At 72.0% G+C, this 13614-nt stretch carries 12 protein-coding genes; 9 read left to right on the forward strand and 3 right to left on the reverse strand.

Annotation, left to right across the window (positions count from 1 at the left end; genetic code table 11):
* Nucleotides 1–4 precede the first annotated feature (4 nt).
* The 7 genes from KUF83_RS26875 to KUF83_RS26905 all read left to right on the forward strand — a co-directional run bounded on the left by KUF83_RS26875 (nucleotide 5) and on the right by KUF83_RS26905 (nucleotide 7671).
* Nucleotides 5–1246: an NAD(P)/FAD-dependent oxidoreductase gene (locus KUF83_RS26875; RefSeq protein ID WP_217457502.1), complete on the forward strand. Its 1242-nt coding sequence runs from the start codon at nucleotides 5–7 to the stop codon at nucleotides 1244–1246.
* Nucleotides 1247–1258: 12 nt separating this feature from the next.
* The gene (locus tag KUF83_RS26880; protein ID WP_217457503.1) at nucleotides 1259–2071 is read left to right on the forward strand and encodes an acetoacetate decarboxylase family protein; all 813 of its coding nucleotides are present in this window, start codon (nucleotides 1259–1261) and stop codon (nucleotides 2069–2071) included.
* A 129-nt stretch (nucleotides 2072–2200) separates the two neighbouring features.
* Nucleotides 2201–3661, forward strand: coding sequence for an aldehyde dehydrogenase (locus KUF83_RS26885; protein ID WP_217457504.1), 1461 nt, complete (start codon nucleotides 2201–2203; stop codon nucleotides 3659–3661).
* A complete protein-coding gene (locus tag KUF83_RS26890; RefSeq protein WP_217457505.1) occupies nucleotides 3654–4553 on the forward strand; it encodes a 3,4-dihydroxyphenylacetate 2,3-dioxygenase in 900 nt (299 codons plus the stop codon). The genes KUF83_RS26885 and KUF83_RS26890 overlap by 8 nt, the downstream gene beginning before the upstream one ends.
* 51 nt (nucleotides 4554–4604) lie before the next feature.
* On the forward strand, nucleotides 4605–5459 hold the full coding sequence (locus KUF83_RS26895; protein WP_217457506.1) for a fumarylacetoacetate hydrolase family protein: 855 nt from the start codon (nucleotides 4605–4607) through the stop codon (nucleotides 5457–5459).
* A 9-nt stretch (nucleotides 5460–5468) separates the two neighbouring features.
* Nucleotides 5469–6971: an APC family permease gene (locus tag KUF83_RS26900; protein ID WP_217457507.1), complete on the forward strand. Its 1503-nt coding sequence runs from the start codon at nucleotides 5469–5471 to the stop codon at nucleotides 6969–6971.
* A gap of 127 nt (nucleotides 6972–7098) precedes the next feature.
* Complete coding sequence (locus KUF83_RS26905; RefSeq protein ID WP_217457508.1) at nucleotides 7099–7671, forward strand: MarR family transcriptional regulator; 573 nt, start codon at nucleotides 7099–7101, stop codon at nucleotides 7669–7671.
* 33 nt (nucleotides 7672–7704) lie between these two features.
* On the opposite strand, the gene KUF83_RS26910 is transcribed toward KUF83_RS26905, so the two are convergent.
* Nucleotides 7705–8436 carry a gamma-glutamyl-gamma-aminobutyrate hydrolase family protein gene (locus KUF83_RS26910; protein ID WP_308403139.1) on the reverse strand — a complete coding sequence of 244 codons (732 nt, stop codon included), beginning with the start codon at nucleotides 8434–8436 and terminating at the stop codon, nucleotides 7705–7707.
* Nucleotides 8433–9923, reverse strand: a complete 1491-nt coding sequence (locus tag KUF83_RS26915; protein WP_217457509.1) for an aldehyde dehydrogenase — start codon at nucleotides 9921–9923, stop codon at nucleotides 8433–8435. Before KUF83_RS26915 ends, KUF83_RS26910 begins: the two co-directional genes overlap by 4 nt.
* 57 nt (nucleotides 9924–9980) lie before the next feature.
* Here KUF83_RS26915 and KUF83_RS26920 point away from each other — a divergent pair, with 57 nt between their 5' ends.
* Both KUF83_RS26920 and KUF83_RS26925 read left to right on the forward strand, forming a co-directional pair.
* Nucleotides 9981–10802, forward strand: coding sequence for a type 1 glutamine amidotransferase (locus KUF83_RS26920; RefSeq protein WP_308403140.1), 822 nt, complete (start codon nucleotides 9981–9983; stop codon nucleotides 10800–10802).
* Entirely contained in the window at nucleotides 10799–11740 is a 942-nt protein-coding gene (locus KUF83_RS26925; RefSeq protein WP_217457510.1) for an LLM class flavin-dependent oxidoreductase, read from the forward strand. Before KUF83_RS26920 ends, KUF83_RS26925 begins: the two co-directional genes overlap by 4 nt.
* Nucleotides 11741–11846: 106 nt before the next feature.
* Here the strand turns inward: KUF83_RS26925 and KUF83_RS26930 are convergent, their stop codons facing one another.
* A complete protein-coding gene (locus tag KUF83_RS26930; RefSeq protein WP_217457511.1) occupies nucleotides 11847–13544 on the reverse strand; it encodes an amidohydrolase in 1698 nt (565 codons plus the stop codon).
* Between the last annotated feature and the right edge of the window lie 70 nt (nucleotides 13545–13614).

Consider the following 13614-nt stretch of genomic DNA (forward strand, 5'->3'; position numbering starts at 1 on the left):
CACCATGACGGGTACGACGGGTGGCGCGACAGGCCGGGCGGCGGGCCGTGTCGTCATCGCGGGCGCCTCGCTGGGCGGCCTGCGAGCCGCAGAGCAGCTGCGCGCGGCCGGCTGGACCGGGGCCGTCACCCTCATCGGCGACGAGCCGCACATGCCGTACAACCGGCCTCCGCTGTCCAAGGAGGTGCTGGCCGGCAGTGCTCCGTTCGAGTCGCTGGCCTTCACGCCGAGGGCGTCCGCGGCCGATGTGCAGTGGCGGCTCGGGACCTCCGTGACGGCGGCCCGGCCGGCCGAACGCGTCGTCGAACTCGACGACGGCACGACCCTTCCGTTCGACGCTCTGGTCGTCGCCACCGGCATGCGCCCGAGGCGGCTGCGCTGCCCGGGGCCGCTCGCCGGCCGCCACACCGTACGCACCCTCGCCGACGCGCAGGCACTGCGTGATGAACTGACCCTGCCGGGCGCCCGAGTCGTCGTGATCGGCGCCGGCTTCATCGGCTGCGAAGTGGCGGCCACGGCCGTCGGGCTGGGTGTCGAGCACGTCACCGTGGTCGATCCCCTGCGGCTGCCCATGGTGGGTCCGCTCGGCGAACTGCTCGGCCGTGCCCTGCTCCGGCGCCACGAGGAGCGCGGAGTGCGCTTCGCGCTCGGCGCGTCGGTGGTCCGGTTCGAGGGCGCCGACCGGGTCACGGGCGTCGTGCTGGGCGACGGGACGGTGTTGCCCGCCGATGTGGTGGTGGAGTCGGTGGGTTCGGTCGCCAACACCGAGTGGCTGGACGGCCACGGACTCGACCTGTCCGACGGCGTCCTCACCGACGAGTTCCTGCGCGTCGGCGGGCTCCCGTACGTCGTCGCCGTCGGGGACGTGGCCCGGTTCCCCAACGCGCGCTACGACGGTGTGCCCCGCCGGGTCGAGCACTGGTCCATTCCCACCGACACCGCCAAGCACGCCGCGAAGACCCTCGTCGCCCATCTGTCCGGCGCGGGCGGCGAGTTGAAGCCGTTCGCGCCGCTGCCGACCTTCTGGAGCGACCAGCACGACTTCCGGCTCCAGTCGTTCGGTGCGCCGGCCCTCGGCAGGGACGACGTACGCGTCCTCGACGGCGACCCTTCCGGTGACGTCCTGGCCGGCTACCACCACGGCGGCCGACTGGTCGGCGTCGTCGCCCTCGGGGGTCCCTCGACGGTCGCCAAGACCGCCCGCTACCGCGCCGACCTGCTCGGGCAGCCCGCCCTCACCGCGTAAGGAACTCCTCCCATGACCAGCGTCCGTGGCTACTTCCACCCCAAGACCGCGACCGGTTCGTCGTCGCTGATCCCCTCACCGCCGTGGCTGTACTCGGGCGACCTGCTCACCGTCGAGTACCGCACGGACCCTTCGCGGGTGCGTGAACTGCTGCCGGAGCCACTGGAGTTGGCCGAGGAAGATCCCGGCGCCGTCGCACTGATCTGGGCCGACTGGCAGTCCTGTTCGGCCGGTGCGCAGGAGCTGCTGGATCCCGTGCTCTCCCAGTACAAGGAGGCGTTCGCCGTCGTGCGCTGCTCCTACCAGGGGCGGACGTACTCGCGGTGCGTCTACATCTGGGTCGACAAGGACTTCGCGATCGCCCGCGGCCTGCACCAGGGGTATCCGAAGAAGCTCGGGTCCATCCACCAGACGCGGCCGCATCCCTACGGTCCCGCTCCGCGGATCTCGGCGGGGGCCCGGTTCGGGGCGACGCTCGCCGCCGCCGACCGCCGGCTCGCCCAGGCCGTGGTGACGCTGCGGGAGCCGTCCCGGACGAACGGGTTCGTCAACGGACATCCGATGGCGCACCACCGCTGGCTGCCGTCTGTCGAGAACGGCAAGGGGCTGGCTCTGGACGAGCTGATCGAGACCGGGGCGGCCGCCTTCGAAGGCGGCCCGGCGTGGGTCGGTGACGCGGAGCTGGAGCTGTTCGAGGCGCCCACCGAGGAGTTGGCCCGGCTGGAGATCCGGGAGCCGATCGCCGCGTACTACCGCCAGGTCGGCGTGGTCTGGGACGGGGGGACCTTGCTGGAGTCCGGTACCTCGGGGGCGTCCGCCTCGTGAGGCCGGTGGGAGTGTGCCGGTCCGTCGTGGCCTGTCGCGCCCACGCGGCGGAGCCGCCATATCAAGTTCAGCCCCGCGCCCCTGAAAAGGGCGCTCACGTCCCCCGTTCCCCCATCTGGAGCCAGTCCCATGTCTGAGAAGATCGTCGTCGCCGGAGTCTCCGTCGACACCCGGCACTGGATCGGCGGTCGACGGATCGCCTCCGCCGAGACCTTTGCCGATGTCTCGCCCATCGACCAGAGCGTGCTCGGGGAGATCGCCCGTGGCGGGCCGGCCGAGGCCGAAGCCGCCGTTGCCGCCGCTCGCGACGCCTTTCCCGCCTGGGCGGCCACCACCCGCTCCGAACGCGCCCGCATTCTGCACGCCGTCGCCGACGGTGTGGAGAAGCGGATCGAAGACCTGGCGATCGTCGAGACGCACGACAACGGAGCGTTGCTGCGCTCGCACCGGCGGGGCGTGATGCCGCGGGTCGCGCACAACTTCCGGTTCTTCGCCGACTGGCTGCTGACGCTCGAGCACGAGGACTTCGAGACGCGCGGCCACCGCAACCACGTGAGCTGGGACCCGGCGGGGCCGTGCGTGCTGATCACGCCGTGGAACGCGCCGCTGATGCTGGCCACCTGGAAGGTCGCCCCGGCCCTCGCCGCCGGGAACACCGTCGTCCTCAAGCCCGCCGAGTGGTCGCCGCTCACCGCGTCGCTGCTGGCCGACATCGCCGCCGAGGCCGGCCTGCCGGCCGGAGTGCTCAACGTCGTCCAGGGCCTCGGCGCCGAGATCGGTGACTCCCTCACCTCCCATCCCGACGTACGCCGCATCAGCTTCACCGGGTCGGTGCCCACCGCCCGGCGGATCGCGGCGTCGGCCGCCGCGAACCTCACCCCGCTCAGCCTCGAACTCGGCGGCAAGTCACCGCTGCTGGTCTTCGCTGACGCGGACCTCGACCTCGCGGTGGACCTCGCGGTGGAGCAGTACGACAACGCCGGGCAGGTGTGTCTGGCCGCCACCCGCATCCTCGTCGAGGAACCGGTCGCCGAGGAGTTCACCCGCCGCTTCACCGAGAAGGCCGCCACGCTCCGGCAGGGCGACCCGCGGGACGAGACCACCGACCTCGGGCCCACCATCCACCCCCGGCAGGTGGAGAAGATCGACGGGTTCGTGCAGCGGGCCCTCGCCGCCGGCGCGCGCGCCGTCATCGGCGGCAGCGCGGGCCAGGACCTCTCCTACCGTCCGACCCTCCTCACCGACGTCACCCAGGACTCCGAGATCGTCCAGGAAGAGGTCTTCGGACCCGTCCTGACCCTCCAGACCTTCGCCACCGAGGACGAGGCGATCCGCCTCGCCAACGACACCCGCTTCGGCCTCGCCGCCACCGTCGCCACCGGGGACCCGGAGCGCGCCGAGCGGGTCACCGGGCAGCTCGTCGCGGGCACGGTCTGGGTCAACTGCTTCTTCGTACGCGACCTGCGGGCGCCCTTCGGCGGCTCCCGACGCTCGGGAGTGGGCCGCGAGGGCGGCACCTGGAGCTTCGACTTCTACTGCGACCTCAAGAACACCGTCACCGCCCCGAACGGATGGACCAACCATGGGTGAGATCGTCGGGGCGGGCCTGCTCGCCCATGTGCCCACCATCGTGCTGCCGGAGGCCGAGCGGCTCGAACTCAACGAGGGCAAGGAGATCACCCTCGTCACCGGACTGCGGCAACTGCGCGCGGACGTCTTCGAATCCGGCGCCGCCGACGACTACGACACCGTCGTGGTCCTCGACTCGCACTGGGCGACCACCGTCGAGTTCGTCGTCACCGCCCAGCAGCGCCGGGCCGGGCTCTTCACCTCCGAGGAGCTGCCGCGCGGCATGTGCCGCATGCCCTACGACTACCCGGGCGACCCCGAACTCGCCCACAACATCGCCTCGTTCGCCGACAAGCACGGCACCTGGATCACCCCGATCGACGACGACCACCTGCCGGTCTACTACGCCACCCTCAACCTCTGGAAGTTCCTGGGGGAGGGGCTGCCCGACAAGCGCTGGGTGACCATCGGCGTCTGCCAGACCGGCGACATGGAGGACCATCTGCGCCTCGGGCGCGCACTCGCCGACGGCATTGCCGCCACCCCCGGCCGACGCGTCCTGCTCATCGCGTCCGGCGCCCTCTCCCACACGTTCTGGCCGCTGCGCGAGATCCGTGACCACGAGGCCAGCGACCCGGCGCACATCTTCACCCCCGAGGCCCGCGAGGCCGACCGCGAGCGCATCGCGTGGTTCAAGGAGGGCCGGCACGACAAGGTCCTCGACTCCATGCCGGAGTTCTGGAAGCACAAGCCCGAGGCGAAGTTCTTCCACTACCTGATGATGGCCGGCGCCCTCGGCGAGCAGGCCTGCGTCGCCAAGGGCCGCCAGTACGGCGAGTACGAGAACTCCGTCGGCACCGGCCAGGCCCACATCTGGTTCGACCGCCCGGCCGAGGGCTGGACCGGAGCCTGAGCGCCCGCGAGTTACGCCGCCCCGCCCAGCCGACACCCGAAAGGCCTCCCCATGGCTGCATCCTCCGAGTATCGCCGCATCCTCCTCGACGGCGCCGTCACCGAGACCGTCCGTGAGGGCGACGAACTGGTCGCCGGCGACGGCCGGCGCGTCAAGACCGAGGACGCCCAGCACCTGCCACCCGTCGTCCCGTCCAAGATCATCGCGGTCCACCTCAACCACCGCAGCCGCGTCGAGGAGTTCCGGATCCGGCTGACCCCCACGCCGACCTACTTCCACAAGCCGACCTCGGCCCTCAACTCCCACAAGGGCGCGGTCGTCCGCCCCGAGGGCTGCAAGTGGCTCAACTACGAGGGCGAGGTCGCCATCGTCATCGGGCGGACCGCGCGGAACATCTCGCAGGCGGAGGCCGGCGCGTACATCGCGGGCTACACGATCGCCAACGACTACGGCCTGCACGACTTCCGCGACACCGACGCCGGTTCGATGCTCCGCGTCAAGGGATCCGACACGCTCTGCCCGCTCGGCCCCGGCCTGGTCACCGACTGGGACTTCCACGGCAAGTACCTGCGTACGTACGTCAACGGCGAGGTGGTGCAGGACGGTTCGACCGACGAGATGGAGTGGGACATGCACTACCTCGTCGCCGACATCGCCCGCACCATCACCCTCCACCCGGGCGACGTCCTGCTGTCCGGCACCCCGGCCAACTCCCGCCCCGTCCGGCCCGGCGACGTCGTCGAGGTCGAGGTCGAGGGCCTGGGACGGCTCAGCAACCACATCGTCACCGGCCCCGCTCCGATCCGTACGGACGTCGGTGCCCAGCCCACCGAGTCGGAGGAAGTGCTGTCCACCGCGCTCGGCGGCGACTGGGAGTTCCGCGGCATCAGGTCCCCGAAAAGGTAGGTAAGCGACATGGACACGACCGCTGTCCCCACGACCGTCGAGGCCCCCGCGGCCTCGCGGACGGGCCTGAAGCGCAACGCGCTCGGAGCCCTGGGCATCCTCTTCTTCGTACTGTCCGCCCAGGCACCCCTCACCGGCGTCGCCGGCGCCGTCCCCATCGCCGTCGCCATCGGCACCGGGCCCGGCACCCCCGCCGCGTACGCGATCGCCGGGCTGATCGTGCTGCTGTTCTCCGTGGGCTTCGTCGCCATGGGCCGGTACGTCGTCGACGCCGGCGCCTTCTACACCTACATAGGCAAGGGTCTCGGCAGGAGCGCCGGCACCGGCAGCGCGGGCGTGGCGCTGCTCGCGTACAGCACGATCCAGGGCTCGATGTACGGGCTCTACGGGTCCGTGGTGAGCGGGCTGTTCGACCGGTTCGCCGGGATCACGGTGCAGTGGTGGGTGGCTGCGCTGGTCACCATGGCGGTCGTCCAGGTGCTCGGCACGGCGGGCATCGAGCTGGGTGCGAAGGTGCTCGCGGTCTTCGTCCTGGCGGAGTTCAGCATCCTGCTGGCCTTCGGCGTCGTCACCTTCTTCAAGGGCGGTGGCCCCGAAGGCCTGGCGCCCGCCGAGAGCTTCTCGGTCTCGGCGGCCCTGGACGGCGCGCCGGGCGTGGCGCTGGTCTTCGCCCTCGCGTCGATGCTCGGCTTCGAGGCCACCGCCATCTACGGCGAGGAAGCCCGCGACCCCAGGAAGACGGTCCCCAGAGCCACCTACCTGTCCGTGGCCGTCATCACCGCCTTCTTCGCCTTCACCTCCTGGATGCTCATCTCCTCGTACGGGGCGGCCGAGAGCGGCGCGGCGGCGGGCAAGGCGCTGGAGAGCGGCGACTCGACGGCCTTCGTCTTCGCACCGGTCGCGGACCTGTTCGGCAACTGGACCAACGACGTGCTGCCGTTCCTGCTCGCCACCTCGCTCTTCGCGGGCATTCTCGCCTTCCACAACTCCGCCAACCGGTACTTCTTCTCGCTCAGCCGTGACGGGCTGCTTCCCCGCTGGCTGTCCTCCCTCAACCGCAGGCAGTCGCCGTGGGTCGCGGGCGCCGTGCAGACGGCCACGGCGGTGCTGCTCGTGGTGCCGTTCGCGGTGGCGGGCAAGGACCCGGTACTGACGCTCTTCTCGTGGTTCAGCGGCATCGCCGTACTGGCCATCACCCTGCTGTACTTCCTGACCTCGCTGTCGGTCGTGGTGTTCTTCCGGCGCGAGCGGCTCGACACCCGCCCCTGGAACACGCTGATAGCGCCGCTCCTCGGCGCGGTGGGCACCGCGGGAGCCATCTGGCTGATCCTGGAGAACTTCACGACGCTCATCGGAGGCGACTCGGCCACCGCCACCTGGCTCGCGGTGACCGTGCCGACCGTGCTGCTCCTGTGCGTGGGGCTCTCCCGGCTGCCGTACGCGAGAAGGGCGGCGGCCCGGACGGAGCCGGCGGCCGGGGCCGCGTCCGACACCACGGCGGGCCCCGTCTGACGGGCCCTCGCGGCGGCCTGACGGCTGACGTACGGCTGGTTTCCCCGGTGCCTTGGGGGAAACCAGCCGTACGTTACACGTATAATTTGACTCCGAACGATTCAGCGGCGCGCATCGGAGGAGTTCAGTGGTCGGGCAGCGATCCATCACCGAGACCGAGAAACTCGTCAAGGCCAAGCTCGGCGAAACCCCCGTCCGGCACGAACAGATGGCGGTCGTGGCGAACATCTACCGCGCCGCGTCCGCCGTCCGCCAGCACGTGGAGAACTCCGTGCTGCGCGGCTCGGACCTGACGTGGACCGGGTTCGTCGTGCTGTGGGTGGTGTGGATCTCGGGCGAGACGGAGACCCGGCTCGTCGCCGAGGAGGCCGGGATCTCCAAGGGCACGCTCACGGGTGTGGCCCGCACGCTGGAGTCACGGGGGCTGGTCCGGCGTTCCGAGCATCCCTCCGACGGGCGCCGGGTCCTGCTCGGTCTCACGGCGGAGGGGGAGGCCCTGATGCGGCGGCTGTTCCCCGCCTTCAACGCGGAGGAGGCCTTCGTGGCCAGTCCGCTGAGCGACGAGGAGTGCCGTACGACCGCCGACGCGCTGCGAAGGATCGTCGTCCAGGTGGAGTCCCTCGGGGAGGAGCGCAGGCTCGAACTGCTCGACGGCGCCGAGCCCGCCCCCCGCCGGAGCGGCCGCCGGCCCAAGGCCTGACGACCGCCGCCCGGAGCAAGCGCCGCGCAGCTGTCAGGGCCTGGGGCCACGAGGCGCGTCGGCGGCACGCACCAGCGCGTCGAAGAGGTTCTGGTTGGCCTCGTCGCGGTGCGCGGTGTCCTCGGGGTGCCACTGGACGGCGGTGAACCAGCCCTTGGCGCCCGGGAGTTCGAGTGCCTCCACCGTGCCGTCGGCGGCACGGGAGGTGACCGTGAGGCCGGTGCCCGTACGGTCCACGCGCTGGTGGTGGTAGCAGGACGCCTCCACCTTTCCGGCCCCCACGGAGCTCTCCAGCAGCGAGCCCGGCCGGATCGGCACCGGATGGACGACATGCCGGTGCTCGCTCCCGGGGCCGCCCATGTCCTGGTGGAGGGTCCCGCCGAGCGCGACGTTGACGACCTGGAGACCACGGCAGATCGCGAGCAGGGGCATGCCCAGATCCAGTACGTGGCGCGCGACGGCGAGGTCGAAGGCGTCCTGGAGGTCGTCGACGTCGTAGACGCTGTCGTGGCTGGCGGCCGCGCCGTAGCGATGCGGGGCGAGGTCGCCGCCACCGGGAAGCAGCACTCCGTCGAAGCGGGCGATGCGGGACGCCACATCGGTGTGGGCGGGGTCGGTCGGATGGATCGTCGCGGGCTCGCCGCCGGCCCGCCAGACGGCTTCGACCAGGGCGCGGGCGTTGACCTCGGCCGCGTACCGCAGCGCCGAGGTCGAGGCGGCGAAACGGGCGGGGACGGCGATGAGCGGTCTCGCGGGCGTCGTCACAGCTGGATCCAGGTGGTCTTGAGCTCCGTGTACTTCTCCAGCGCGTGGGCGGACTTGTCGCGGCCGTTGCCCGACTGCTTCATCCCGCCGAAGGGGACCGTCAGATCGCCCTCCTCGTAGCAGTTGACCCACACGGTGCCCGCCCGCAGCGCGCGCGAGACCGTGTGGGCGGTGGACAGGTCACCGGTCCACAGCCCGGCCGCCAGCCCGTACTCGGTGGCGTTGGCGAGTGCCACCGCCTCGTCGACGTCGTCGAAGGTGAGGACGGACAGGACGGGCCCGAAGATCTCCTCGCGGGCCAGCGCCGCCCCGGGAGCGACCCGGTCGAAGACCGTCGGCTCCAGGAAGCTGCCGCCGGACGCGGCGAGGACGCGTGAACCGCCGGCACGCAGCCGGGCGCCCTCCGCCGCCCCGCCGTCGATGTGGTCCAGTACGCGACCCAGATGGTCCTCGCCGACCAGGGCGCCCATCTCGGTCGCGGGGTCGAGGGGGTCGCCGACCCGCAGGGCGCGGGCCCGGGCCACGACGGCCTCCGTGACGCGCTCGGCGACGGAGGAGTGGACGAGCAGCCGGGAGGGGGCGGTGCACATCTCGCCCTGGTTGAAGAAGATGCCCCAGGCGGCGGTGGCGGCGGCCTTCTCCAGGTCGGGGGCGTCGGGAAGGATGATGTTGGGTGATTTGCCGCCCAGTTCCAGCCAGACGCGCTTGAGGTTGGAGTCGGCCGCGTAGCGCAGGTAGTGCCGGCCCACCGCGGTCGACCCGGTGAAGGCCAGGACGTCGATGTCCGGGTGCAGTCCGATCGCCCGCCCGGCGGTCGGGCCGTCACCCGCGACCACGTTCAGGACACCGGCCGGCAGTCCGGCCTCGGTTGCCAGCCGGCCCAGCAGCAGTGCGGACAGCGGTGAGTTCTCCGACGGCTTCAGGACGACGGTGCAGCCCGCCGCGAGAGCCGGTGCGACCTTCCAGCTCGCCAGCGTCAGCGGGAAGTTCCACGGGACGACCGCGCCCACGACACCGGCCGGTTCCCGGGTGACGAGCGCGAGCGCGTCGGGGGCCGTGTGCGGCGACTCGTCGGTGAGCTTGTCGGCGAGCTGTCCGTACCAGCGGAAGGTGTTGATCGCGGCGCGCAGTTCGATGTCGTACGCGTCGCGGATCGTCTTGCCCATCTCCAGGGTGACCGTCAGCGCGAGGTCGGCCCGCCGCTCCTGGAGGAGGTCCGCGATCCGGAGCAGCACCCGGCCCCGCTCGGCCGGCGCGAGGCGCGGCCAGGGTCCGGTGTCGAAGGCCCGCCGGGCGGCCGCGACGGCCGCGTCCACCTCGGCCTTGCCGCCGTCGGCGACCCGGGTCAGCGTCCGGCCGTCCCGGGGCGAGACCACCGCGAAGCTCCCTCCGCCGCCTGGCTCCTCCGCGCCGTCGATGTGGTGCGACACGGACAGCGTGAGTGCCTCGGCGCGGCGGAGCCAGTCGTCGTGGGTGCCGTCCGCCATGGGTGCCTCCGGGGTGCGCGATGCTATATGTTTGGAGTCAAACGATATAGTCGGAAGGTGCCGATCACAAGGGCGGACCACCAGGACCGCCCCGGCCCGGGAAGGGCCGGCGTGTCCGGGTGGAAGCCGGCGGCCGCCGGTCCCGTCGAGAAGGGGAGACTCACCGTGCGCGCACTCGTCATACGCCACGACCATGCGTCACAGTCCGGGCCGGTCGGCGAACGCCTGACCCAACTCGGTTACGACATCGACGAGTTGCTCGTCGTACCGGAAGGGCGGCACCACGCGCCGGCGGTGGGCTTCACCTTCCCCGACCCGACCGCCCACGACGCGGTCGTGGTACTCGGCGCTCCCTGGTCGGTCTACGACCGTGCCGCGGTCGGCCCGTGGATCGACGGCGAACTGGAGCTGCTGCGCACCGCCCACGCCGCCGGCATCCCGACCCTCGCCATCTGCTTCGGCGCGCAGGCGCTGGCGACCGCCCTGGGCGGCTCCGTGGAGCGCTCGCCCCGACCCGAGATCGGCTGGACGACCGTGGATCCCGTCGGCCCCGAAGGCCCGGGACCGGTTGCCGCGGGCCCGTGGTTCCAGTGGCACTTCGACCGCTTCACGCTTCCACCGGGAGCCGTGGAACTGGCCCGCGGCACCGTCGGCCCGCAGGCGTTCCGGTCCGGACCCGCGCTCGGCGTGCAGTTCCACCCCGAGATCACCGAGGCGACACTGCTCAGCTGGCTCGACCTCGGCGGCCGACGCCAGGCCACCGACCACGGCGTGGACCCCGACCGGCTGCTCGCCGAGACGCGGGCCTCGCGCGAGGAGACACGGCGGCGGGCGCACGGACTGGTGGACGCGTTCCTGGCACAGGTGGCCCGGTCATGACCCCCACGCCGCGCATGCTGCTCGTCCTCAGCGAGAACTGGACCCTCACCGGCGGCCGCGCCGACCTGCCCATGGCCGTGCGCTGGGCCCGGGAGGCCGAGGACGCGGGATTCGACTCCGTCATGGTGAGCGAACACATCGTGCTGGGCCCCGACGCGTCCGCCGACGGCGTCATGGGCAACCCCCGGGACTACGCGCTGCCGGGCAACCAGGACCCGTACACCCCCTGGCCCAACTCCCTGCTGCTCCTCGCGGCCATCGCCTCCGTGACCGAGCGGCTGCGGCTGGCCGCCGCGGCCGTGCTCGCCCCGCTGCGGCATCCGCTCCTGATGGCCCGGGAGCTCGGCACCCTCGACCTGATCAGTGAGGGACGCCTGCTGGTGCAGCCCACGGTGAGCTGGAGCCGGGACGAGTACGACGCGCTGGGCGTGCCGTTCGGCCGCCGCGGACGGCTCCTCGACGAGCACCTGGCGGTCTGGGAGAAGGCATGGGGACCGTCGCCGATCTCCCACGAGAGCGAGCACTACCCCTTCCGTGACGTCTACTTCGAGCCCAAGGCCCATCGGCCGGACGGTCCGAGGCTGTGGTTCGGCGGACAGCGCCTGCACGGCCCCGTCCTGCGCAGGCTGGTCCGGCACGGACACGGCTTCCACCCGCTCGGGCGGCCCACCCCGCAGGACATGCACCTGCTCGGCGAGGCCATGTCCGGGGCCGGGCGCGACCTCGCCGACCTGGAGATGATCGGCGGCACCCAGGCCGTCTTCCCCGACGACCACTCGCCGGCGGACCTCGGCGCGGCCCTCGCCTCCGTCCCGGAGCAGTTGGAGCAGGGCTTCACCACTTTCTGCGTCAAGCCGAACCAGTTCATCGACGACCCGGACGGAGTCGGCGCCTTCTGCCGCGAGGTGATGCGGCGCGTGGAGGCCCTCACCAGGTGACCGGCCGTGCCCGCCGCACGCGAAAGCCCTTCCCCGGCCGGATCCGCTCCGGCCGGGGAAGGGCCCTGCCCCGGTCAGGGGGCCGGCAATGCAGGGACTGCGCCTGTCACCGTTCGAAGACCACCCGTCCGTCGAACACCGTCAGATCGACCTCGACGCCCGTGATGTCGTGCGGGTCGGTGGCCAGCAGGTCGCGGTCCAGGACGCACAGGTCCGCCACCTTGCCCACCTCGACCGTCCCCTTCCAGGACTCCGCGAAGTCCTGCCGCGCCGCGTTGACGGTGTACGCCCGCAGGGCCCGGGCGAGATCCACGCACTGGTCCGCACCGCTTCGGCGGCCGCTGGCCTTGGACTCGCGGAGCAGCATCGCCGCGACCCCCTGCCGCCAGTCGGGCTCGGTGATCGGCGCGTCCGAACTCGCGCACACACTCACACCCGCCTCGAACGCGGACCGTACGGGCCACTGGTAGGCCGAGCGCTCCGGTCCGACCACCTCGTCCATCAGGTCCGAGATGGTCCATTTGATGGACGGGTTCATGTTGACCCCGTACCCGTGTGCGGCGAGTGCGGCGAGGCTCTCGGCGCCGATGAAGTCGCCGTGGATGACGTAGTGCCGGGCGTCCGGGCGCGGGCTCGCCGCGTTCGCCGCGACGAAGGCGTCCACGACGGTCTCGATGGCCCGGTCACCCGTGACGTGGACACCGAGCTGGAAGCCCGCCTCGTGCGCGACGCCGATCATCTCGCGCAGTTCGTCCACCTGCAGTGCGGGCGTGTCGCCGTGCACGCACAGGGCTCCGTGACCGCCCTCCGGATAGGGCTCGCTCATCCAGGCCGTGCGGTTCGGCGGCACCCCGTCGGCGAAGATCTTGACCCCGATGGCCCGCAGCAGCCGCGGGTCGGCGGACTCGGGGCTCCGCAGCTCGGCCAGGCCCTTGCGCACGTCGTCGGCCGAGCCGCCCATCGGAGCGGGCAGCAGCAACACGCTGACGCGGGCGTCGAGTTCACCGGCGGCGACGAGTTCGGCGTACGCCGTCCAGTTGTCGGTGCTCAGACCGCCGAAGAGGGTGCCCGTGCCGCCGGGGCCGAGGCCGGGCTCGGTGTAGCTGGTGATGCCCCGGGAGTGGAGCTCGTCCACCACACCGCGGATGGCCTGCCGCCGCTGGGCCACGGTGGGGGAGGGCAGCGCGGCCTGGAGGAGACCCTGGGCGGCCTCGCGGAGGATGCCGGTGGGGTCGCCGTCGTGGTCGCGGTCGATGACACCGCCCGGGGGCGCCTCGCGGTCCGCGTCGATCCCGCAGGCGCGCAGGGCCGCGCTGTTGGCCCACACCATGTGCGAGGAGAAGTCGGTCAGACAGACCGGGTTGTCCGGTGCCACCTCGTCCAGGTCGCGGCGGTGCGGGAACCGCCGCGCGTCGGCGAGGCACTCGGCGAGATACCCCGTGTCCCAGCCCAGGCCGATGATCCACTCTCCGGGTGCGGCGAACAGGACGGCGCCGGCGACGGCACGGGTGATGTCGGCGATGGACCGGACCGCCGGATGCCCGACGTCGATGGCGAACGGCGGTTTCGTCATTCCGTACGCGGCGCCGTGCAGATGCGAGTCGTTGATCCCCGGCAGCACCGTCCGGCCGTCGAGCTCGACGACCCGGGTGGCGGGGCCGGCGAGCGCCCGCACCTCGGCGTCCGTGCCGACCGCGGTGATCTCCCGGCCGCTCACGGCCACGGCCTCGGCGACGCTGAACCCGGGGTCGACGGTGAGGACCTGACCGCCGGTCAGGATGAGGGTGGGCGGGCTCTCGCTCACGGAAGGACCTTCCTGGTGGTGGGACGGAACGAACAGGGAGTGCGGGACGGCGGACGGGCGGCGCGGGAGC

Source organism: Streptomyces sp. BV286, from assembly GCF_019090165.1.
In the GTDB taxonomy this organism is placed as follows: Bacteria; Actinomycetota; Actinomycetes; order Streptomycetales; family Streptomycetaceae; genus Streptomyces.